The sequence below is a fragment of the Snodgrassella sp. W8135 genome (assembly GCF_016101225.1).
Lineage (GTDB): Bacteria > Pseudomonadota > Gammaproteobacteria > Burkholderiales > Neisseriaceae > Snodgrassella > Snodgrassella alvi.
In genome coordinates, this window is sequence record NZ_JACFQX010000001.1 from 1,184,051 (window position 1) to 1,206,645 (window position 22,595).

Annotated in this window: 18 protein-coding genes and 1 tRNA gene; 9 read left to right on the top strand and 10 right to left on the bottom strand. The window is 39.7% G+C overall.

The window, feature by feature from the left end; all coding sequences use genetic code 11:
* Positions 1-198 precede the first annotated feature (198 nt).
* The 9 genes from thrS to H3T75_RS05395 all read left to right on the top strand — a co-directional run bounded on the left by thrS (position 199) and on the right by H3T75_RS05395 (position 8,294).
* Entirely contained in the window at positions 199-2,106 is a 1,908-nt protein-coding gene (thrS, locus tag H3T75_RS05355; RefSeq protein ID WP_078474576.1) for a threonine--tRNA ligase, read from the top strand.
* A gap of 22 nt (positions 2,107-2,128) precedes the next feature.
* The gene (gene infC / locus H3T75_RS05360; protein ID WP_110414147.1) at positions 2,129-2,647 is read left to right on the top strand and encodes a translation initiation factor IF-3; all 519 of its coding nucleotides are present in this window, start codon (positions 2,129-2,131) and stop codon (positions 2,645-2,647) included.
* Positions 2,648-2,934: 287 nt separating this feature from the next.
* On the top strand, positions 2,935-3,132 hold the full coding sequence (gene rpmI / locus H3T75_RS05365) for a 50S ribosomal protein L35 (protein WP_025330522.1): 198 nt from the start codon (positions 2,935-2,937) through the stop codon (positions 3,130-3,132).
* A 12-nt stretch (positions 3,133-3,144) separates the two neighbouring features.
* On the top strand, positions 3,145-3,501 hold the full coding sequence (rplT, locus tag H3T75_RS05370) for a 50S ribosomal protein L20 (protein ID WP_025330521.1): 357 nt from the start codon (positions 3,145-3,147) through the stop codon (positions 3,499-3,501).
* A 277-nt stretch (positions 3,502-3,778) separates the two neighbouring features.
* Positions 3,779-4,768, top strand: a complete 990-nt coding sequence (gene pheS / locus H3T75_RS05375) for a phenylalanine--tRNA ligase subunit alpha (RefSeq protein ID WP_078474578.1) — start codon at positions 3,779-3,781, stop codon at positions 4,766-4,768.
* A 341-nt stretch (positions 4,769-5,109) separates the two neighbouring features.
* Entirely contained in the window at positions 5,110-7,467 is a 2,358-nt protein-coding gene (gene pheT / locus H3T75_RS05380; RefSeq protein ID WP_198211207.1) for a phenylalanine--tRNA ligase subunit beta, read from the top strand.
* Between the two features lie 102 nt (positions 7,468-7,569).
* Complete coding sequence (locus H3T75_RS05385) at positions 7,570-7,872, top strand: integration host factor subunit alpha (protein ID WP_025330518.1); 303 nt, start codon at positions 7,570-7,572, stop codon at positions 7,870-7,872.
* Positions 7,856-8,182: a hypothetical protein gene (locus H3T75_RS05390; protein WP_078474580.1), complete on the top strand. Its 327-nt coding sequence runs from the start codon at positions 7,856-7,858 to the stop codon at positions 8,180-8,182. Before H3T75_RS05385 ends, H3T75_RS05390 begins: the two co-directional genes overlap by 17 nt.
* Before the next feature lie 35 nt (positions 8,183-8,217).
* A tRNA-Pro gene (locus tag H3T75_RS05395) sits at positions 8,218-8,294 on the top strand.
* Positions 8,295-8,377: 83 nt separating this feature from the next.
* Here H3T75_RS05395 and tssE read toward each other — a convergent pair.
* The 10 genes from tssE to H3T75_RS05445 form a co-directional block, all read right to left on the bottom strand.
* Positions 8,378-8,785, bottom strand: a complete 408-nt coding sequence (tssE, locus tag H3T75_RS05400) for a type VI secretion system baseplate subunit TssE (RefSeq protein WP_084550793.1) — start codon at positions 8,783-8,785, stop codon at positions 8,378-8,380.
* Positions 8,786-8,897: 112 nt separating this feature from the next.
* On the bottom strand, positions 8,898-9,638 hold the full coding sequence (gene tssJ, locus H3T75_RS05405) for a type VI secretion system lipoprotein TssJ (protein WP_078474582.1): 741 nt from the start codon (positions 9,636-9,638) through the stop codon (positions 8,898-8,900).
* Complete coding sequence (locus H3T75_RS05410) at positions 9,639-10,601, bottom strand: type VI secretion system baseplate subunit TssG (protein ID WP_084585984.1); 963 nt, start codon at positions 10,599-10,601, stop codon at positions 9,639-9,641.
* Positions 10,598-12,358, bottom strand: a complete 1,761-nt coding sequence (tssF, locus tag H3T75_RS05415; RefSeq protein ID WP_198211208.1) for a type VI secretion system baseplate subunit TssF — start codon at positions 12,356-12,358, stop codon at positions 10,598-10,600. Before tssF ends, H3T75_RS05410 begins: the two co-directional genes overlap by 4 nt.
* Before the next feature lie 9 nt (positions 12,359-12,367).
* Positions 12,368-13,945: a TssA family type VI secretion system protein gene (locus H3T75_RS05420; RefSeq protein WP_084585985.1), complete on the bottom strand. Its 1,578-nt coding sequence runs from the start codon at positions 13,943-13,945 to the stop codon at positions 12,368-12,370.
* On the bottom strand, positions 13,935-17,177 hold the full coding sequence (locus H3T75_RS05425) for an ImcF-related family protein (protein ID WP_198211209.1): 3,243 nt from the start codon (positions 17,175-17,177) through the stop codon (positions 13,935-13,937). The genes H3T75_RS05420 and H3T75_RS05425 overlap by 11 nt, the downstream gene beginning before the upstream one ends.
* Positions 17,178-17,198: 21 nt before the next feature.
* The gene (locus H3T75_RS05430) at positions 17,199-18,320 is read right to left on the bottom strand and encodes a hypothetical protein (protein WP_084550810.1); all 1,122 of its coding nucleotides are present in this window, start codon (positions 18,318-18,320) and stop codon (positions 17,199-17,201) included.
* Positions 18,307-18,945 (bottom strand): tetratricopeptide repeat protein, encoded by a 639-nt coding sequence (locus H3T75_RS05435; RefSeq protein WP_025330509.1) that lies wholly within the window; start codon positions 18,943-18,945, stop codon positions 18,307-18,309. Before H3T75_RS05435 ends, H3T75_RS05430 begins: the two co-directional genes overlap by 14 nt.
* A 13-nt stretch (positions 18,946-18,958) precedes the next feature.
* On the bottom strand, positions 18,959-19,732 hold the full coding sequence (locus H3T75_RS05440) for a DUF4123 domain-containing protein (RefSeq protein WP_078474588.1): 774 nt from the start codon (positions 19,730-19,732) through the stop codon (positions 18,959-18,961).
* A gap of 3 nt (positions 19,733-19,735) precedes the next feature.
* On the bottom strand, positions 19,736-22,165 hold the full coding sequence (locus H3T75_RS05445; RefSeq protein WP_084550813.1) for a type VI secretion system Vgr family protein: 2,430 nt from the start codon (positions 22,163-22,165) through the stop codon (positions 19,736-19,738).
* Between the last annotated feature and the right edge of the window lie 430 nt (positions 22,166-22,595).

Below are 22,595 nucleotides of genomic sequence, written 5' to 3' on the forward strand. Positions count from 1 at the left end.
TATAGCCTAAAGCACCACATTTCGCCGACCAAGCATTGCCAAGCAAAATCCAAATCGCTAAAATAAATTATTTGACAGAAGCAAAAGTGCATTTAAGTAACTTTGGCTTCTATTTACCCTTATAAATATAATCAAAAGCAGCCATTTGATTTTCTCACTTGTATCAAGCGAGTCTGGTCTGTTGTTTGTGGAGTATGCATGCTGAACATCACCCTGCCTGACGGTTCTGTCCGTCAGTTTGAAGCGCCATTAAGCATAGCTGACATTGCCGCTTCCATAGGTGCAGGCTTAGCCAAAGCCGCAATTGCCGGTAAAATTAACGGTAAACTGGTAGATACATGTGATCAGGTAACAGAAGATGCACAAGTCAGCATTATTACAGCCAAAGATAAAGAAGGTGTCGAAATCATTCGTCACTCCTGTGCACATCTGGTTGGTCATGCTGTTAAGCAATTGTATCCGGAAGCCAAAATGGTTATCGGGCCGGTAATTGAAGACGGCTTTTATTATGACATCTGGTACGAGCGCCCATTTACACCCGAAGATATTGCTGCAATTGAAACTCGCATGAAAGAATTGATTGCACAAAATTATGATGTAATTAAAAAAGTTACCCCTCGCGAAGAGGTAATTAATGTATTTAAGCAGCGTCATGAAGATTATAAGCTGCGCCTGATTGAAGATATGCCTGATGAAAAAGCTATGGGTCTGTATTACCATCAGGAATATGTAGATATGTGTCGCGGACCACATGTCCCTAATACTCGCTTCCTCAAGAATTTCAAACTGACCAAGCTTTCAGGTGCCTACTGGCGCGGCGATGCTAAAAATGAACAGCTGCAACGTATTTACGGCACAGCCTGGGCCAGTAAAGAAGATCTGAATGCTTACATCCAGCGTATTGAAGAAGCAGAAAAACGCGATCACCGCAAACTGGCAAAACAAATGGATTTATTCCATTTGCAGGATGAAGCACCGGGTATGGTATTCTGGCATCCCAAAGGCTGGTCACTGTGGCAGGTTATTGAACAGCATATGCGTCGCGAGCTGTCTGCTGCCGGCTATCAGGAAATCAAAACACCCATGATTATGGATCGCACATTATGGGAAAAATCCGGTCACTGGGATAACTACAAAGAAAACATGTTTATTACTGAATCAGAAAAACGTGTTTATGCTGTAAAACCCATGAACTGCCCTGGTCACATCCAGATTTTTAATCAGGGGCTGCGCTCATATCGTGATTTACCGCTGCGTCTCGCTGAATTTGGTTCTTGCCATCGTAATGAACCATCTGGTGCCCTGCATGGCCTGATGCGCGTACGCGGCTTTACTCAGGATGATGCGCATATATTCTGTACCGAAGATCAGATTGTCAGTGAAGCAAAAGCATTCAATGAGCTGGTAATGCGTATTTACCGTCAGTTCGAATTCAATGATGTAGCGGTTAAATTATCCTTGCGTCCGGAAAAGCGCGCTGGCTCTGACGCCATCTGGGACAAAGCTGAACAAGGACTGCGTGATGCACTGACAGCCTGTGGTGTAACCTGGGAAGAACTGCCCGGAGAAGGCGCTTTCTACGGACCTAAAGTAGAGTACCATATTAAGGATGCATTAGGCCGCTCATGGCAATGCGGTACCATTCAGCTGGATTTCGTTCTTCCGGAACGTCTGGGTGCAGAATATGTAACAGAAGAAAACGGACGAGCCCGTCCGGTAATGCTGCATCGCGCCATTCTAGGTTCACTGGAACGCTTTATCGGCATCCTGATTGAACATCATGCAGGTGCATTTCCACTGTGGCTGGCACCTGTACAAATGGTAATCATGAATATTACTGAATCACAAACCGAATATTGTCAGCAACTTGCCACGCGATTAACCGCAGAAGGATTCCGCGTGCATTTAGACTTGCGTAATGAGAAAATTGGATACAAAATCCGAGATAACAGTACGCAACGCCTACCCTATCAACTAGTTATAGGCGAAAAAGAAAAACAGGACAACAAGGTTGCCGTTCGCAAACGCGGCGGTGAAGATCTTGGTCAGATGGATATTGAAACATTCATTAGCCAGCTGAAACAAGAAGCCTTGTCTCTTCATTAAACCGTGAATAAGGAGTACGACCATCGCTCAAGAACGCGAAGCACGCATCAACGGTGAAATCACCATTAAAGAAGTGCGTTTGATTGGTCCAACTGGCGAACAGTTGGGTGTAGTATCGACTCAGCAAGCCCTGAAACTGGCCGAAGAGCACGATGTGGATCTGGTGGAAATTGCCCCCACAGCCAAACCGCCCGTCTGCAAATTAATGGATTTCGGTAAATTCAAATACGAGCAATCCAAAAAACGCGACGAGCAACGCAAAAAGCAGAAACAGGTACAGGTTAAGGAAATTAAATTCCGGCCTGGTACCGATGAAGGTGACTATCAGATTAAATTGCGTAACATTGTTCGCTTTTTGACTGACGGTGATAAAGTAAAAGTTACCTTACGTTTCCGCGGACGCGAAATGGCACATCAGCATCTGGGCGCAGAACTACTCAAGCGTATTCAGGCTGATTTAATCGAAATTGGTACCGTTGAGCAGTTTCCAAAAATGGAAGGTCGCCAGATGGTAATGATTATTGCAACGAAGAAAAAATAATCATTAACCGGAATTTCAGCCTGTCTTAAAAAAGTCTCATTTTATCTCAGTAAAATGAGACTTTTCATTTTATTAAAAACACAAATAATAACTTAACAAATTCGGGTGTGCCTGGCTATAAGTTATTATCGCTATATTGTCTTAGCAGTACAGGTATATTATAATCCGCTTCTTGTGCATCGCCGCTGTGCATGAATCAAATTTTAAGCGGCAAAAACCGTGGTGTGCGGGTTAAAGTGCTGAATTCAGCCACCCCTCGCCTGATCAAACAACAATGGAGTTTTCCCATGCCGAAAATGAAATCCAAATCAAGCGCGAAAAAACGCTTTAAAGTATTGGGTAACGGTGGTGTAAAACGCGCTCATGCGTTCAAACGTCACATTCTGACGAAAAAAACCACCAAAAACAAACGTCAATTGCGTGGCACCTCTATGGTGAATGAACGCGATATGGCTTCTGTTCATAAAATGTTACCCTACGCTTAAGGAGTTTAAATTATGCCTCGCGTAAAACGTGGTGTTACCGCTCGTGCACGTCATAAAAAAGTTTTAGCGTTAGCCAAAGGCTATCGTGGTCGTCGTAAAAACGTCTATCGCATTGCCAAACAGGCAGTAATGAAAGCCGGTCAGTATGCTTACCGTGACCGTCGTCAGCGTAAACGTCAGTTCCGTCAGTTGTGGATCGTTCGTATTAATGCAGCAGCCCGTCAGAATGGTTTGTCTTACAGCAAATTCATGAATGGCCTGAAAAAAGCTGCCATTGTTATTGATCGCAAAGTACTGGCTGATCTGGCTGTATTCGATCAGGCTGCATTTGCTCAATTGGCAGCACAGGCAAAAGCTGCTTTGGCCTAACAGACAAAAAGCTTAGCAAAAAGGAAACTTCGGTTTCCTTTTTTTGTATTTCTGCTTTAGTAAAAAAATTTCCATCATTGTTCCATCAATATTTAGCATTGTTGAACAGATGAATTTCGCGCTAAAATAATCTTTTAGTACATATTTTATTATAAATTGTTATATAGCTCATTTAAGATCTGATATACGGTAATCGATAAAATACAGCTGCCATATTCAGCAAAACTAAAGAGCATCAAAACATATTTTCATTATATTTTAAGTAAAGAATCTTGTTATGGAAAATGCCAACCGCATCGTTGCCGAAGGCATCGCTGCTGTTAATTCAGCCATTGATTTACCTGCATTAGAATTAGTAAAAGCCCGCTATCTCGGTAAAACAGGTGAACTGAATGCTTTATTAAAAACATTGGGTAAAATGTCGCCAGAAGAACGCAAAACAACTGGCGCACATATCAATGAGTGTAAAAACCAATTTCAGGATGCATATAACCGACAACGTGATGCATTAAATGAGGCAAAACTTCAGCAGCAACTGGCGGCAGAAGCGCTGGATGTTACCCTGCCCGGACGCGGACAAAATCTCGGGGGTTTGCATCCGGTTACCCTTACTTTGCAGCGTATAGTAGAACTGTTTCATAGCATGGGTTTTACTGTAGCAGACGGACCGGAAATAGAAGATGATTTTCATAACTTTCAGGCTTTAAATATTCCGCCAAATCATCCAGCCCGTGCTATGCAGGACACTTTTTATGTAGAAAATGGTAACGTACTGCGCACCCATACATCTCCTATCCAGATTCGTTACATGCTGGATAAAAAAGAGCCTCCGATTCGCATTATTGCTCCCGGACGTGTATACCGCGTCGATTCAGATGCAACACATTCTCCCATGTTCCATCAGGCTGAAGGATTATGGATAGAAGAAGGCGTTACTATGGCCGATCTGAAAGCAGTCTTTACAGACTTTATCCGCCGTTTCTTTGAGCGCGATGATTTACAGGTACGTTTTCGCCCTTCCTTCTTCCCGTTTACAGAACCTTCAGCAGAAATTGACATCATGGGTGAACGCGGCTGGCTGGAGGTAGGCGGCTGCGGCATGGTACACCCCAATGTATTAAAAAATGTCAATATAGATGCAGAAAAATATACAGGTTTTGCCTTTGGCATCGGTCTGGATCGCTTTGCCATGCTTCGCTATGGCATTAATGATTTACGCCTGTTTTTTGATAATGACCTGAATTTTCTTAAACAATTTCAGGATTAAGATTACTGATCATGTAACTGACAGGTAATACTGAGCGGACTAAATCGCGTAAATATAGCGATTAAATAGTTAGATTTTACATTCAGCCAGTTATCAATTACTGATTGTACAGAATACCGGACACCGCATTAAAAATGAATTTCTCAGATTTAACCTACCGGAAACTGCCAGAAAATTATTTAGTCCAATTAAGTAACCTGAACTAATTTCATTAATCAAAGATATCAATTCCAAAAGTAAAAAAAGCGTCTGTAAGGCTTTATAATCGTGTCACTGAGCATGCCTGAATCAGCCTCCGAACTTTTGGATTAAACCGAAACAGAATATATACTGGAAGCATCATGCAATTTTCTCAAAATTGGTTATATTCATGGATTAACCCTGAATTATCTGCACAAGAGCTGGCACATTTATTAACCATGGCCGGACTGGAAGTAGAGGAAACCACCCTGGCTGCCCCTCCATTTCATGGGGTGGTCATCGCAGAAGTTAAATCTGTAATCAAACATCCGGATGCAGACCGTCTCAATATTACACAGGTTGATGCCGGTACAGGAGAACTGATACAAATCGTTTGCGGTGCTCCTAATGTACAACCGGGAATCAAAGTACCTTGTGCATTAGCTGGTACTGTCTTACCGGGCGATTTCAAAATCAAACCAACAAAAATGCGCGGACAAGTCTCTAACGGGATGCTGTGTTCTGCCAAAGAATTAGGTTTACAAGATGAAGTAAACGGCTTACTGATTCTGCCTGCTGATGCACCAGTCGGCAATAATATCCGCGATTATCTCAATCTGGATGATGCTCTGCAAACCTTAAAAATCACACCTAACAGAGCAGACTGCCTGAGTATAAAAGGCATAGCACGTGAGGTAGGTGCTTTAACCCAGAAACCACAAAATCCAATAGAGATTGTTACTAATCCATCAACACTGGATGCCAGCCAGCCTGTCACCATCGAAGCACCGGAAGACTGTGGCCGCTTTATCAGCCGGATAATTCGCGGAATTAATATTAATGCTGTAACGCCTGCATGGTTAAAACAGAGGCTCGAACGCAGTGGCCTGCGTAGCATTAATCCTCTGGTTGATATAGGTAACTATGTCATGCTTGAGCTGGGTCAGCCAATGCATATGTTTGACGAAGATAAAATCTCCGGCAAACTGATCGTGCGGCGTGCCCATGAAGGTGAAACACTGGAATGCCTCAATGATAAAACCGTAACTCTAAGCAGTAACACACTGGTAGTAGCTGATGAAAAACAGGTTCTGAGTATTGCCGGATTAATGGGTGGTGTTGACAGCTCAGTAACAGACAGTACGCGTAATGTTGTGATTGAAAGCGCATGGTTTACCCCGGATATCATTGCCGGAAAAGCACGGCAGTATGGATTCGGTTCAGATTCATCATTCCGTTTTGAACGCGGAGTAGACTTTAATTTACAACAACAAGCCATTGAACGGGCAACTACGCTGATAAAGGAAATCTGTGGCGGTGAAATTGGTGCAATTACAGAAGCAACCGGTAATCTGCCTGCAGTTAAACAGGTAAAAGTACGTACAGCAAGAGTAGCAAAAGTATTAGGCGTTGCCATTGATTCAGCCAGAATTGCCATTATCCTGCAGCATTTAGGACTGGAGCCACAAGCTTGTGAAGATGGCTTTATTGTTACCTCACCCAGCTTCCGTTTTGATATTGAAATCGAAGCCGACTTGATAGAAGAAATTGGCCGCGTGTATGGTTATGAAAATATTCCCAATGATCATACCAATGGCAAATTGAATATGGTAGCTTTGCCGGAAACACAAAAGCCACTGTTTAGTGTTTACCATCAACTGGCTAATAGCGGCTATCAGGAAGTAGTCAGCTACGCATTTGTAGAAGAAGCATGGGAACGCGATCTGGCCGGTAATACTGATCCGATTCGTTTACTAAATCCGATAGCCAGTCAGCTCAGCGTTATGCGCTCTACTCTGTTTGGCGGCCTGATTGAAATATTACACAATAATCTGAACCGTAAACAAAACAGAGTACGATTATTTGAAGTAGCACGTGTATTTCAAAAACAAAACCAGCAATATACACAAACCACAAAAATTGCCGGTCTGGCTTATGGTTCTGTCTTTCCTGAACAATGGGCAGTACCCACTCGCAACACCGATTTCTATGATGTCAAAAACGATGTTGCAGGCCTGTTAAGTGCGCATAAAGTAAATTATCGCGCGGCACAGCATCCTGCACTCCATCCAGGCAGAACCGCTGAAATTATCATTGATAATAAAGTAGTTGGTGTTATTGGTGAATTGCATCCGCGCTGGACACAAAAATACGACCTGCCCTTGTCGCCTATTTTATTTGAGCTTGATTTAAGTGCTGTTCTGGCACAAGCCAGGATTACTTATCAGCCAGCATCTAAATTCCAACCAGTACGGCGTGATCTGGCCTTTATCATCTCCGAACAAACTACTGCTGAAGAGCTGATCAATGTGTTGTCTACTGTGAAACATCCAGCCATTCAGGAAATATCTGTTTTTGATGTTTATCGCGGTAAAGGTATGGCGGAAAATACGAAAAGTCTGGCGGTCAAAATTATTTTACAAAGTACAGAACAAACCTTAACTGATGAAGAAGTTGAAGAAATAATGACAAAACTCATTGATACAGCAGCCACAATTGGTGCACAATTACGTACTTAAAAAATTCAAACTGGGCAATTTGCCTAGTTAAAAATTTACATACTTGAAAACAAAAACTAATTTAGGGATAATAATGCCCTCTTTAATGAAAGAAATTCTGATATGACGCTGACAAAAGCTGAACTTGCTGATATTCTAGTTGAAAAAGTTGCCGGCATGAGCAAACATGATGCCAAAGAAATTGTTGAACTATTCTTTGAAGAAATTCGCAGTACTCTTGAAAAGGGCGAACAAATTAAAATTTCCGGCTTTGGTAATTTCCAGTTGCGTGATAAACCGCAACGTCCGGGACGTAATCCAAAAACTGGGGAAGAAGTACCTATTTCTGCCAGACGCGTTGTTACTTTCCACGCATCACAAAAATTAAAAGGTATGGTTGATCACTATAATGGAAAACAAGCCTAAGCAGTTGTTACCCATACCAGCACAGCGGTATTTTACTCTCGAAGAGCTATGCCGCCTTGCAGACATCAGTGCCGAGCAATTCTCTGTCTGGCAACAGACACATGGCATTATTGTAGGCTATGGCGGTAAGCACTATACCCGTGCTGATGTGATTAAAGTCAGACAATTGCGCGACAGCTTTACACCATATATAGACCCATTTACACGTAATCAGGTAGATGCTGATGGTAATCCCGTCATTAATGCACTGGAAACCCGTCAGCAAATTGAAAAAGTAGTAGATAACCTGAATAGTGTACTTGCTAAGTAATACGATTACTTTTATAATCGCTTCCTTTACAAAGTCGGAGTGTGGCGCAGTCTGGTAGCGCACTTGCATGGGGTGCAAGGGGTCGAAGGTTCGAATCCTTTCACTCCGACCAAAATAAATAAAAATACAGCCAGTCAGTCAGGCTGTATTTTTATTTTAACAATTTCACATATCGTTCGATACTGAATAAATTTATTATCGAAATACTCTAACCGCCTCATCACCATCAAATGTAGTAGAAAACCGAATATAACCAACCTCTTTTAATTGACATAATAATTCATAGGCAATAATAAAATCCGAAGATTTATTTTCAACCATCTGAATTTGCAAAGCCTGTACACGCGGTTCATATTTTAATAAAGTTAAAGTGATATATTTCTGCAATACAGACAGGCTGGAGGGTAAATGACGATAAATAATGCTTAAATCAGGTAACCCGTAATCAGGTATATGTTTCACACTTCCTCGACGCGTATTTAATATGCGCTCGATATTATTCATAACACTATAAATATAGCGTTCTTTAGGATCCAGACTATCAAACGGAACATCTCCAGAAAAATTTAAAGTAATTTTTTCCAATAAAGACGCATCAATCATAATAAATTTATTTACGCTTTCATAATATGAAATAATTATTTAGGTTTATTTAATAAATAACCATCAGAATATTTTACTATTAGTACATCAATTATTTATGACATACTACACACTACTTCTTGACATCAGGTAATATTTTTTGCACCTTCTTCCCTATATTTTCCTGAGCTTTTTGTTTACCCTGCTGTTGCAATTTATCCAGCTGTTCCTGCATAGCCTGCTGAGCTTTTTTGGCCAACTCCTCCTGTTTTTTCTTTTCTTTTGATGCTTTTTTCTCCGCTTTCTCTGTTTTTTTCTGTGCTTTCTCTGCTTTTTTTTGCTGCTTAAGTAAATCCTTAACCTGTTTTTTAGATTTTAACTGAGCCTGAGCACCGTCCACCAGAATATAATTATTTCTAAATAATTTTAAATTATCTATAGGAATTAGTATTTTCCATGTTTTATTATCAGACTCTGGTTTATTAAAGAAAAACACTAATCCAAGATATTGTGTTTTACTATCTATATCTCCTTTTATATTCTGTGTATCAAAAGGATAAATCATACGTATATCTTTTTTTACCAGTTCGTCAGCAAGAGCATTGTCTGAATTAGTAAGTAAATCATAATAACTTGCCTGATTAAATAGATTATCACTATTTAACTGAAAGATTGCCATTCTGAAAGTATTTTGCTGTGAATTATCGGTCTGATTTAAAAGATGCGCAGAAACCACCCTGAAATCATAATGATAATGTTTTAACTCAACTGCATCTTTACCTACCTTGCGTGCATCCTCATAGCCTTGTTGCAATAATCCACAACCAGATAATCCTGCTAGTAAAATTAATACAGCCAAGAAACGAAAATTCATCTATAACACTCCAAGAAAAATCGAAAATAGCATACCGGTTTCTGGCTGACCAGCAGTAACACCAGCTCTGAGTTGCTGGGGATTACTACCATTTAATTGTGCCTGTGGTAATAAGTCGGCATTGATTTTCGCTACCAGCTCTACATCCAGAGTACATCCCACATATTTCCTGATTAAGGTCTTCAAAACCGTTCTCAAAGGCTGATCTTCATAAAGTAAATTTAATATTGCATAATCATTAAGTTGTACAGATACTCTTATTCGGCTGTTGGCATCGTACAAAAAGCGGCCCAGCACTGCTGTATCAAAAGCTATTCCCTCACCTATGGATCGTTGCGGTACAGGATATCTAACAGCAATAAACTCATCTATAACTACTTCACTGGCGGCAGGAAGTACATAATGAACAATTTCTTTTAAACCAAAAATATTTTTATTTTTTTTATTTAAATTTTTTATAACACCAAGGTAATAACGCGGGTCAATATCTAATTTGCTCTTACCGTGAATTAATGTCAGAAATGCCCGAGAAAGACTATCTGAAGCATCAGGTTGAAACTGAAATTCATAATGAAAACGTTTCCATATCTGATAAAATATAGTCATCATACGGTGATGGAACATATCCAGAAAAGCTACTAGATTTTCCATACCATCTTTTTTTTCAGCACCTTCTGCTATCAACCAGTTTGGCATGACACCGTCAGTACCGATTAATCCCATGAAAGTAGTAAAGACTACTGGTAGCTTGTAATCATATACAGATTCAGGCAAAGCATGCTTTAATTCACTGGCAGGAAAACCAAGATAAGGCCATGCACAAAATTGCAGCGTCAGTTCACTATCACTCTGCAAATCAGGTACGCGTAAGTTAACCTGATGCGACTCCAGTAAATGACAAAACTGAAAAAAATTATAGGCTTCTGGCGCCAGCATTAATCGATTGAATAAACTGGCATTCATAAAATTTTTTCATCCACGCTTATTGGCCAGCTAAAAATCATTGCTTCTGGCTGCAATATGACATTTACCTTTATAGCCAGATTTAATTGTGCATAAGCTATTAAATAACAGTTCAGTACATAAGCAAATAAAGCAGCATCTGCTTCATTGATAAATCCGGTACTATCCAGTTCGATATCAATTACTAGGCATCTAATCATCATACCATGATGCATAATATGTTGAATTTCAGTTTGAACAGAGCTAATAGCTGCTATATTTTTTTCATTTGCTGCTGCTGTTGACCAGTTCAATAAGCGCAAGCTATTTTTCAGGGTGCCGGTATCTAAGGTAGCCAGATAATTATTACTCATCTCAAACAATAACTGCCATTGCTGATTTTTATAATCAGGCGGATAATGTAAAGCAGTAGGTATCATTACCATCTGAGCATTTTTTACGCCTAGCACAGGTGAATGCAGGCTTAGTATTTTATTATATTTAGTTATCTGACGAGGCAGATTACCATTAGCACCAAGAATACTGATAGAAAAAATCTCTTCTTCTCCGGATTGCATTTCACCACTAAAAGTAATGAAATTATCATATTTATTACCGATTCCCTGACGTGTACGGATATAATAATAAGGTCTGTCCTTTTCAAGAATACTTAGCTGACGTTTGCCGTGCTTAAACTCATTAAAGGGCAAATAATACTTTCTGTTACCACTTATCTGACTAAATGACTCCACTTCGGTAACCCCACACACAGTTACCTGATCTGGAACTGAAAACATAGGTGATAGCCTATACTCAGTATGCAAAGGAGAACGCACAACCGGTTCTGCCTCCAAATCAAACAGATTAATTACAGGTACACAAAACAATTTTAAATAATTGCGGTTAAATACCAGCTCCAGAGGAAAATCGCGATTTAAATGAAAATTTATCAATAATTCATGTTTATCATTATTGAAATCTTTTCCACTCAGATTATTTAATTGAAAAAAAAGAAACTTTTCTTTAAAGAGAAAATATTCCATCAATAAATTATGTTCATTTGCCTGATAGTTCTGCAACCATGTAACTGAATCATAATTAAAATTTGTTCGATGCAGTTTTATTTTATCGCTGATAATGTTTAAATTTTCATCAACAGTAATATGTGACAAATAATTTATTAAGTAATGATAAATACTCAATCTGGTTTCTATTTCACCAACAAGATGAAATTTGAGGGAAAAATTATCCGGTAAGCGAATATTCTGACCCGCGTCTGTTTGACGTAGCTGCAAACGTAACTGAATAACTGATTGCCCGAGATCATTGTGAACAAGACGGAAATCATTTATTTCAACAGGATAAATATCAACTGATTGAGTTGTCCGGTACTCACACGATATACCTGTATCAGAATCAACAGCAGTCTGCAATATTAAACCTGCGGGAATATGCTGATCATTCGTATAAATCTCTTCATTTAACATTAATTGCACTATCGACATGGAGGCAATAGGCTGAAGATGATGTGGCCACAGCAATGCTAATGAGCTTTCAGTTAACTCAGGCATATCATCATCAATTTTTTGATACAATTTTGCAGTTAAAAAAGCAAATCCTTCAAATAGCCGCTCAACCATCGGATCCCGCTCAAGAGAATCCTGCATTTTTAAATACTGTGCTGCATCAGGATGAACCTCTGCAAAATCCTGTCCAGCCTCTTTCAGATAACGCATTTCCGCTTCATAATAACGCAGAATATTGTCTTTTTTTTCCATATTTTTCACTTACCTATACAATAATTGATGCGCCAGAAACGGATTGAGTAATACCAGCTCTTTTTTCAGCTCTTCAACTTGCCCAGCTATAAACTCTTTATTACTCCCCTTTACAGTAATAAATTTCTGCTGTAAAAGTTTTAATAACTCTTGTTTAATTTGGAATGTTAATTTTTTATTCCATTCAAATAAAGGTTGCTGTGAAAAAGGCTGATTAAGCTTTTCCAGCAAAGATATTGCAAATTCTGATTTGCCACTTTTAATAGCTAATCGGGCAAGTAAAAATTGTTTGTAATATAACTGCTCAAGCCCTTCATCAAATTGCACAGTAGACAGCCATTCCATAGTTTTATCAAAACCCTGCTCTGCCAGAATTACAAATGCCTGTGCGTCAATATCTTCGGTTGATGTAAGCTTATTATCGGAAGACAATTGCATTTCTTCTACATTTTGTTGCTGAAAACGTGCATGAACGGCAATCCAGTCTAAAGCCTCGCCGGAAGCAAAAGGATGATTATCATTAAATGATAATGTTTCGAGTCCGGGTACACGGTTAAGCAGAAAAGCCATATCACTGCACAGCATATCAGCCCATACATTTGCTTCAGGTGCCAAATGCTGCATTGCATTCCAGCTCAGATATTGCAAATCAAAATAAAAATGATTGGAAGCCTCCATAAAACCAGCATGGCATTGTTCTAATAATCCGCTCCACTCCTTACGCTGATACAATGTCTGTAAGCGGTTTATCAGTTCCTGTCTCGGAGGAGGAATTTTTGTCAGTCCGTCCTGATGCAAAGGTAACTGTTCAAGCATATCCCACCGGAACTGACGCAACAATCTGTATGATGCATAGGGTTTCTGCTCTTTATCGGCAATGAACTGCCCAACAGTTTTCATTGTCTGCATCAAATCCTGAAAAGAACGTAAAATTACTTCATCATTATCAGTACTATTACTCTGGTTTGAATTATTATCAGTAGTTACAGAATCAGCTTGATTAATAGCTGCCTGAGTTTCACCAACAGGCACAGGTAATAAGCTGAGCAAGCCATTGAGCTCATCTACTGTCGCTTCAAATTGTGCAGAAAAATTTTCCTGAATCAGCTCACATAATATGGTAATTACCTGATATTCGTTTGATGATAATGTACTTTGGCACAATAAAAATGCATCTTCCATTTTTGTGCCGCCCAGCCAGCGAAGCATCGTTTTAATAAGAGTGATACGTCGGGGCTGAAAAGTAGGCGTATATATTGCCTGCATTCCATATATTAATAATAAACCTTTAATCAGTCCCTGAAAGGCTTCACGACGAAACAATACATAAGTCAGATATACCGCTACGCGAATATCCTTACCTACGTTCTGGCAAAGATAATTGGCCGCGTCTTCAATTTTACCCAGCTGAATATCACTGACCTTTTCCAATTCCTGCCGGATATCCAGAAAAGAATCGTGATGTGTAACATCTTCCATCTCACCTTCCACAGGAACAAGAAGATATTCAATACTATCCCATAAAGGTTTTATATCTTCATAGATTTTCCGCTTCTGGAGAACTTTCAGTGCTGCACTAATTTGCATCTTGATCCACCTTGAAAACCTGTTGCGGCAAACTCGCCCCTTTTAACTTCAATAATGTAATCAGGTCGTTAGTTTGTAAATTCTTTAGATTCATTTCTACAACCCTATTTTTTATTGTCCACTTAAGATGATAAGTATCATCATCATTTTTGCGTGCCTGAGCCTTTTCAAGTAAACGCAAAATACTCAAATCACCAACTACTTCAAGCTGAGCAGTCTTATCTGTCACATCAGACCACTGAATTGAAGCCTTTTTATCGGTACTATCACTGACAGACCAATTCACTTTATGCCAGAAAGATTTTTCATTATAAAATTGAATTTTCTGTTTATTAAAATTAAATGTAATCTGTTTAACTTCGGGAGTTGGTAATGGCATTATTTCAAAAGAAGCGGTATTTGAGCCATCTGAAACAAATTCTAGTAACTGATTTAATTCATTTAAACCAGTTACAAACTGATCATCAATCTGAACCTGATCCATTACAGCAGGATTAACAATCCACTGATTACCAACAAGATTCAGAATTTTATTTAAATATTGCTGATTAAACTGTGCAACAACACCCTTTTGCGGATCAATAAATTTCTGTAATTCAGGCAAAGAGACATCGAGATTGCTGGAAGGATTCAGTGGATAACGATTAGCAAAACGAGAATTCCATTGCGAAACCACCATCTGCTGCCACAATGCATTAATATTGTTTAAAGCCGGAAGCAAAATTGCTTTTTTAGCATCAGCAAAAGGATAAGTAAGTAAAGTGTGCCCGATATCCTGCCATTCCTCTCCCAGATTAGCTACTTGTAAGTTGATAGATTCTTCAGCTTTAGCCAGATTAGAACCATCATCACTATTCAAAATAGTATTGAAAGAAAGTTGTGAAGCAGAGGCCTGATTATTAGCTCCCTGAACTTTCTGTACTTCAAGATACATAGCCAGCAGATTTTCCTGATACTGATCCAGTTTACGGCTGGGTTGCTTATTCCTATCTTCAACTGTTTTAATCAAATCTACAATTGGTTCAAATTCCTGTAAAACTCCTTTGCCTTTTTCAGTCCGGTCTTCCGGATATCCGATACTGGCATTAAACTGAATGGCTGTTAGTAACTTAACAAGTACTGAATTCTTTTTATCTGAATATTTTTTCAAACGATCCATCTGTTTATTCAGACCAGTAACCGGTACCCACTGTATACCAGATAAAAATTGTGTCCATGCTTCAAAATAATCCTGCTTGTACAATGCCATTATCTGTTTACGGATATCCGTATTTTCGTTGCTTTGCTCAGACTCATTCAGCACCCATGAACCATTTTTAAAATGCTCAGGATTAAGTTTATCAATTTCCGGTTTAAACCATTCGTTCCATGCACGTGCAGTAAATGCGCCATGCAATTTATTCTTATTTGTCCAGAATTGAGTACTATCTTTGCCAGCCAGCTGCACTAAATCAATATCACTATATTTCTCTAATGCAGAATCCAGCATATTCTGATAAATAACGACATCTTCCTGCTGCTGATTAACAATATTATTCAATACTCCCCGACTTTCTGCCACCAAAGCAGAATCTTCATTCAGAAACCAGCTTCGATGTTTCATCATATTCCGGGTATAAAATCTGAATATATTCTGAGCAGCATCGGCTTTTTGTAAGCCCTGTGTCCGATACAGGCGTGATAAATAATCACTTAGAAAAATATTATCCAGACGTTTAGGACGACGCAACATTAAATATGCTTTCAGAGCATTAAAACCTTCGTCCAAAGCAACTGCATTACTGGTTTGTTCTGCAATTTTCTCTGTTTCCGCCGCATTTGTTTCAATTACGTTAGGTAAAGTCTGAAGCTGCTGTAAAGAACTCAGAACCAGAATAATCTGTTGATCAGCGGGTTTTATCAGCCATTTTTTTGCAGCCTTACCATAAGTTACAAATGCTTTATTCAGCAAAATATCATCATGATTGAATCCAAGACGACGGTAAAATGGTTTCGGAACATTATTTATCAATGCAATATGATGTTGTAAACTGAGTATAGAATTAATCGCATTGTTGCTGCCCGAAGATTTATTCACGCTGGTGATTTGGTTTCGGAATGACTGTGCCTGCCTGTAATTACTGGTAAAAGCATACAGAATCATTAAAAAGGTTACAGTACAGATTACCAGACCGGCTTTGGCCAGTCGCTGAGTAGCGGGCTGTAGAATCAATTTAGCAGGTTGCTGATTTAACTGCTCTGCCACCATCGCCCATGTTTCCCACCAGTTACTCTGTTTAGCCTGTATAGCCATACCAGTAAACCAGGGTTGCTGCTGTTCAGAATAATTTTCAGCCGGATTTAATTTAGTAATAGCAATGGAATCAATCAGAGACAAAAACTGTCTGTCCCGGCTTTTTAAAAAAGCCTGAATAAATAAATCCTCAGCTTTAATTTTGATATCTGAAACAATATTTTCTGTTGGCAATGACCAGGTAAAAACCTGATTAAGAGGAAATTTATTTAAATCAATCTCACTTTGAAATACATGGATAAACGGAATTTTCCAGTTTAACAGCTGATAAAATTTTTCCAGCCAGACTGAAGTAGTATCGTGAGTAACCGGAGTTTTGTTACTTTTCATATCACGCAATATTATTAATCCATCAAAAGGACAATGATATTTGCCGCGAAAAGCCGGTATGGATTCAATTTCATCCACATCATTAATCAATACCAGATAAACATTGTCAACCTGTACCCACCCTGTACGCTGTAGCTGCTCACTCACGTCGCTGAAAGCATCCGGTTCACCATGTACTGCAAGAATATAACAGCGATTTAAAATAGATAAAGGATATTTCTGATCCAAATAATTCTGAAAAGCCACCAAATTCTGCTGTGAAGGACTTTCACGTGTATATTTCGAACGCTCAATAAAGCGGATTGTCCGTTCCTGCCCGTCAATAACCACAAAAATACGCCAGAATAATGGCAGTATAATGCAGAGAAATAAACCGGCCAGTGCCAGTATTATCAAATGAAATTTATGATTTTGCAGCCATTTTTTATCATAATACCAATATAAAAATGCAGTTAATCCGCAGATAAGTATCAACCAGAGGAAACTGCATAATAACCATAATTTGAGAATTTTAGGGCGCTGGGTAATTTTCTGATTCACCTGCGCTAATTTGGATAATTGGCTATTTACACGTGAACTGAATTGTCTTAACGGGTTCCACCTTAACATAAACGCGCCTGTAATTAAATTTTACTTAACCTGGGAAGCAGGTATTATCTTTTCTTTATGATTAAATAGTACTACATAGGAATGTTTATGCGCCTGATAAACTGCCAGCAGCAATTGCATCCAGTCACTCGTATACTGTAATTTTTGAAAAAAATCCGGTTTATCTATACTATACGGCAAGATTTCATAATCTTTTGCAGTTAAATCTTCAGTCAATTCTTTTATTTCCGGCTGAGTTACTTCTTGTGCATGGCTTTCAATCTGGAAACCAGAAACTTTTTCAGTCATGGCTGTAAAAAAATAATCCTGATCCATACGCCACATTTGTGTATCAAAAGCTCGCTGTATTTTTGCTATTTTTCCTTTTCGGGCAAAAATCATTGCCAGATACAATTCAAACTCAGGCTGACACTCAAACCCGAGTAAAAGAATTTTTTGATAAAGTTCTTCCTGAAAACGGTCAATAATCCAGTTTAAATCCTCAAACTTAACATAATAATCCGGTACCGCCGGACAATATCCGCCTTCAGCAATAACAAGCTCCCTAAATACCAGCCAGCTTTCTCTGTCTGCTGCCCATAGCCATAAATACTGTGTATATTGTTCAGTAAAATATTCTTTTGAAGATAATATCTGAACCAGTTGTGATAAAACAATATGCAAACGGTCAGAATAAACAGAAGAATTGCTCTGAACCGGTATTTCCATACTCATTGATTCAAATACAGATTTCTGCCGCTCTTCTGGAGACAGTCCTAAATATGTATAAAAATCGGAAGCATGATTTAACTGGCCGCAGTGCAATATTACCTCTTCCAGTACCATATATTCCGACCAGTACTTTTGATTATTCAAAATTTTTTCATTATAAACAAACTGATTATTACGCTGGTAAATTAACCATAACTGATACCAGATACAGCGCACCAGCAGAAGTAAAGTTACTATTACAACTGCCGGCATTACAGATATCATCCACTTTTGCCAGTGTACTGTGATTTCCAGTCCGAAATGGGTAATAATTGAATCTGCATATTTTTTATTAATACCAATTGCCAAAGCATATAAGGCCAGCCACGCAAGCCAGCGAACTGGTCTTGGCGGCAGCCATGTAGTCTGACGTTGTATACTATTCGTAATCATGCCAGCCTAAATAATCTAACATAATATCCATAGGCGGTTTTTTACTCTTTACCTGATGCAGGGCTTTAAAAACTACTTTACCCTGCTCAATTTCCGCTTTGGTCATTTTGGTTTCAACTACAGCAAGATTATGCGGTGCTTCTCTGTCTTTAAGAATCGCAGCACTGGCAAACAAAGCCCATGCAACAGAAATATTTTTGGGTAGAATTTCGCCATTAAGGGCCATCACCCCCAGATTGTTCATGGATTTGCCGTCACCTCTGTTCAGACCATTAAAATAATAGCCCATCGCCTTACCCCAATCCTTTTTTACACCTAATCCGCGCTCATACAATACGGCGAGATTACCATTGGCTTTTACATTGCCTTTTTTTACAGCCTGTTCATAATATTTTGCTGCGGTAGCATAATCCTGCGGTACACCCAAACCCATTTCATACAGCGTACCCAAACTGTTATATGCCCGTGCATCATCATTTTCATTAATGGCTTTCTGAAATAAAACTAAGGCTTTATCATATTGCCGGTTTTGAGCAGCAGCAGCGGCATCATCATATGTACCCGCCCAGGCCATTTGTATCAAAGCAAAGCATAAACAAAATGCTGTCAATATACGTCGTAACATCTTTCAGCCTTTCCTATATAATTTTCTGCAAATTATTCCTAAAAAACTGAACACGTTCTTCCTGGCTTAAAATCAATCTGGTATCAGCTTCCGCAGCAAGGACATATAGCTGGTTAATTAACATCCTTTCACCGCCATACTCATCTGCATCCAAAGCAATACCATAATTACGCCGGTAATTATATGCATCAGCCCATAACAACAAAGTATCATACTGTTTTTCAGTAAAAACAAAACCATTTACATCAAATTCATTCTGATCACACTGCGGATAATCGGCCTGATAAATTACCCACTCTCCGGAATCATCAACAAAAAACCAGCGCAACATATATTGATGCAGCCAGTTTTTTTGTGAATTTGTTAACACCATGTTAACCGGATCAAACATATCTGGTGCATAAAATCGAAGTAATCCCTCTTTTTTACCCCATTTCACTTGCATGGCACGGCGAAGATGAACTTCTAAGGTACCAAAAGGATAGTTGCTGTTGAAAGCCAGCAAGCGATTATTCATATGAGTAATTTCACATATTTTTTCCAGTATTTCCCGATGGTTTTCATTCCTGATATCAAGTGCCAGCAACAGCGGCCCTTCTTCCTTGATATGAGATTCGGGTGTTTGCTCAAATAGCAGAGAATACTGCAATGCCGGCTGCCAGTTTTCTATGGCAGCCAGAAGAGGATAGTCACAAGTACATAAATCGATAATCAGAAAAAGAGTTTTCTCATCAGTCTCATTAGTAAAATTGATAAATTGTGCCAGCACGTCACGATAAGTATTCATTGATTATCTCTCTACAATGCCAACACCTTGTGCACGTGCCTTGCGCAAGCACTCAAGACAAACTGAACCAGGTAATTCCGGTAACGGGAAATTACCGCCCTGTGGCCCCTGAAACTGATGATTACCTTTATATTCAATCGGACCGGGGCTATACAGGCTGATTTTTCCACCTTTAATTTCTATATAAGCACCACCGCTGGCCAGCTTGATACCGCTTTTTGCATTAACCAGTACCTCATCACCTACAGACTGAACAGAGATTTTTTTCGCCGCAGTAATTTCCACTGCGCTACCATGTGAAGCCAGACGCGCAGTTTTCTTACCGGCTACCAGATTTAAATCTTCTGTCTGAGCCAATACCTGTACAGATTTGACGGCAGTTTGTGTAATGTTTTCACCGGCACCGGTAAATACATCTTTACCCGCCTGCTGATGAATATCCTGACCAACACTGTTAAGAATAGATTTTGGTGAAACCTGCGCCATTCCGGCGACTGCACTGGTTAAAATAACCGGTTTTTCCAGATAAGCACAGTTTTCACCTAAATCAGATAATGTCTCTAGTCTGGGTTTGAGTGAAGTATGCTTGGCTGTCACGTCGGCAAGATGACTGGCCTGACTGAGTGCACCTTCAATTTCTTTGACTGCTACCGTACGATCCATTTGCATGCCGTTGGCGGCAGCCTGATTTTCAGTAGTCAGATATAATGCTCGTGCTGAACGCAAAGCTCCCCAGCCATCAGTTCGCAGCTCAAAACCTTCTCCACGCTTATCCCGTCCGCTGTCTACCAGATGCCCCAGATTAAGCTGGGTTTTATGGTACTCAGTAGCCATTTTGATATGTTCATGACCGCTGAGGTCTTCCATGCGGATTTTATTATTTGCCCAGGTACGAATTACATTACGGGTACGCCATGTATTCGGAACATGGTCCGGCTGAGTGCTGGTATGCAAAACGCCAATAATATATGGCCGGTCGGGATCACCGTTCTGAAAAGCCAGCTGTACTTCTGTACCTACATGCAGCGGAAAATGCTGCCCGTACTGCCCGCCCGCATAAGGCTTAGCCAGACGGATGGGTCTGCTTTCACCACCCGGCTGCCAGCCATCCATATCCAGATTAAACTTAACGATGTAACGCCCCATCTCATCAACCCATGCATACGGCCCCTGGCCGGCATCACAGATGGTTCCCGGTATCGTTCCGTCTATAATCGGGTGTTTAATCGGCTCCGGACGCCACTGGCTGTCTGAGGGTATAGCAGAGAATGAATTAATGTAATCTTCATCGCGCGCACCAGAATGATGAACACTGACCAGCAGCCACTGACGAATATTGCCTACTCTGGCATCAGAGGAAAATCCCATGGTAAAACCGGGAGCAAAGCTCTGAACATTACTTTTACCAGTGGCCAGAATATGGCGGGATACAGAATGCTCATGCAGAATTCGGGCATATTCCTGCGCCTGCCCGCTATCTTTATGATGAAAAAATCCGTAGATATAGGGCTGACCAAATGCAGCAGGCTGCTGCTCATTAAAACCGGCTTTGCCTAGCAAACTGTTATTGGCATCCCGGTAGTTATAATCCTTAATCTGTACACTTTCATACTGAGCTTTATAGCTTACATGAAATTCGGAAACAGAATATTTTGCTGTCAGCCCCTGCATTAACTGCTGTTTCAGATTATCCCTGATACCTTGTGCCGTAGCATTCACATCAAATGAAAGCTGCGCTTCCAGTTTGCTCTCCAGCCCGTCCAGATCACTTTCTAAACCAGCATCCGGTTTGAATGGTAACGCCTGCTGCCGCAGCTGGATATAATGGCTTACATCATCAGATACGGAAATTACCTCATTGGAAGCCGTTTGTGTAAAGGTAAACCATAATCCTTCACGAGCCAGTACACGCTTAATAAATGCATAATCGGTTTCCCGATACTGCATGCGATGTTCATAGCGCGGTAACGAACGGGATGATTTCAGCAGAAAATCTTCACTGGCAAAACCATGATGACGCAGAATTTTCTCAACAATACTCAGTGCCGTCTCATTCTGAAACAGCCTTGTGGTAGTAATACGGTTCAGTAAAGCCAGGCGGGGCACAATAGTAAATCGATAGCAGGTTTCATCAGCACTGGTTGCTATCTGTTCCGCACTCTGAATAACACCATGCCAGCGCCGGTTGTCAGAATCATCAAGCTGCTGCCGGGATACCTGCATCACTCCGCTCCAGTCAATATCCGGAGCCATCTCAAACATTACACGCTGATGAATAAAATTTTCCAGAGGTAAGTCAGCAGCCATATGCGTTGCTTCAAGCTGTAACACGTAATAATCATCCAGCTTTTCTTCCAGATTGAATCTTCGCACCGAAAACTGGTCAAAATTAGCCAGATTTGCGTTCAGTTTCAGATAATAACGCTGTTGCATTTAATCACCCTTTATTAAACCTTTATACATGACTGACAGTTCTGTTTCCGTATCAGCCGATATAGTGCTGATACGGAAAAATATTCCCGCATACAGGTTGCTGGCTACAAAATTTAAAAAATCAATACAATTGAAAATATATATTTACTCAATTTATATACAGTCCAGTCTGCCGTATACTGCCAACTATATTCCCGCATAAAATTTAAAAGCAAAACAAAAATATAATATCAGATTCAATCTACACTTGTTCACAGATTCGGTTAGTTTTCATAGCAGCCAGCCAAATCCGATTTGAATCTGAAATTACTTTTCAGGATTATAAGATGTAAATATTTTTGAAATTTACATATAACTGATTTAATAATTTTAACACAAAAATACTTATTTTATATATAAATCAACTTTTCAGTTATTTGTGCAACACTAT

What these genes read in the sequence shown, in the direction of transcription:
- thrS (WP_078474576.1), top strand. Translation starts at nt 199, where the DNA reads ATGCTGAACATCACCCTGCCTGACGGTTCTGTCCGTCAGTTTGAAGCG.
- rpmI (WP_025330522.1), top strand. Translation starts at nt 2,935, where the DNA reads ATGCCGAAAATGAAATCCAAATCAAGCGCGAAAAAACGCTTTAAAGTA.
- rplT (WP_025330521.1), top strand. Translation starts at nt 3,145, where the DNA reads ATGCCTCGCGTAAAACGTGGTGTTACCGCTCGTGCACGTCATAAAAAA.
- pheS (WP_078474578.1), top strand. Translation starts at nt 3,779, where the DNA reads ATGGAAAATGCCAACCGCATCGTTGCCGAAGGCATCGCTGCTGTTAAT.
- pheT (WP_198211207.1), top strand. Translation starts at nt 5,110, where the DNA reads ATGCAATTTTCTCAAAATTGGTTATATTCATGGATTAACCCTGAATTA.
- H3T75_RS05385 (WP_025330518.1), top strand. Translation starts at nt 7,570, where the DNA reads ATGACGCTGACAAAAGCTGAACTTGCTGATATTCTAGTTGAAAAAGTT.
- H3T75_RS05390 (WP_078474580.1), top strand. Translation starts at nt 7,856, where the DNA reads ATGGAAAACAAGCCTAAGCAGTTGTTACCCATACCAGCACAGCGGTAT.
- tssE (WP_084550793.1), bottom strand. Translation starts at nt 8,785, where the DNA reads ATGATTGATGCGTCTTTATTGGAAAAAATTACTTTAAATTTTTCTGGA.
- tssJ (WP_078474582.1), bottom strand. Translation starts at nt 9,638, where the DNA reads ATGAATTTTCGTTTCTTGGCTGTATTAATTTTACTAGCAGGATTATCT.
- H3T75_RS05410 (WP_084585984.1), bottom strand. Translation starts at nt 10,601, where the DNA reads ATGAATGCCAGTTTATTCAATCGATTAATGCTGGCGCCAGAAGCCTAT.
- tssF (WP_198211208.1), bottom strand. Translation starts at nt 12,358, where the DNA reads ATGGAAAAAAAAGACAATATTCTGCGTTATTATGAAGCGGAAATGCGT.
- H3T75_RS05420 (WP_084585985.1), bottom strand. Translation starts at nt 13,945, where the DNA reads ATGCAAATTAGTGCAGCACTGAAAGTTCTCCAGAAGCGGAAAATCTAT.
- H3T75_RS05425 (WP_198211209.1), bottom strand. Translation starts at nt 17,177, where the DNA reads ATGTTAAGGTGGAACCCGTTAAGACAATTCAGTTCACGTGTAAATAGC.
- H3T75_RS05430 (WP_084550810.1), bottom strand. Translation starts at nt 18,320, where the DNA reads ATGATTACGAATAGTATACAACGTCAGACTACATGGCTGCCGCCAAGA.
- H3T75_RS05435 (WP_025330509.1), bottom strand. Translation starts at nt 18,945, where the DNA reads ATGTTACGACGTATATTGACAGCATTTTGTTTATGCTTTGCTTTGATA.
- H3T75_RS05440 (WP_078474588.1), bottom strand. Translation starts at nt 19,732, where the DNA reads ATGAATACTTATCGTGACGTGCTGGCACAATTTATCAATTTTACTAAT.
- H3T75_RS05445 (WP_084550813.1), bottom strand. Translation starts at nt 22,165, where the DNA reads ATGCAACAGCGTTATTATCTGAAACTGAACGCAAATCTGGCTAATTTT.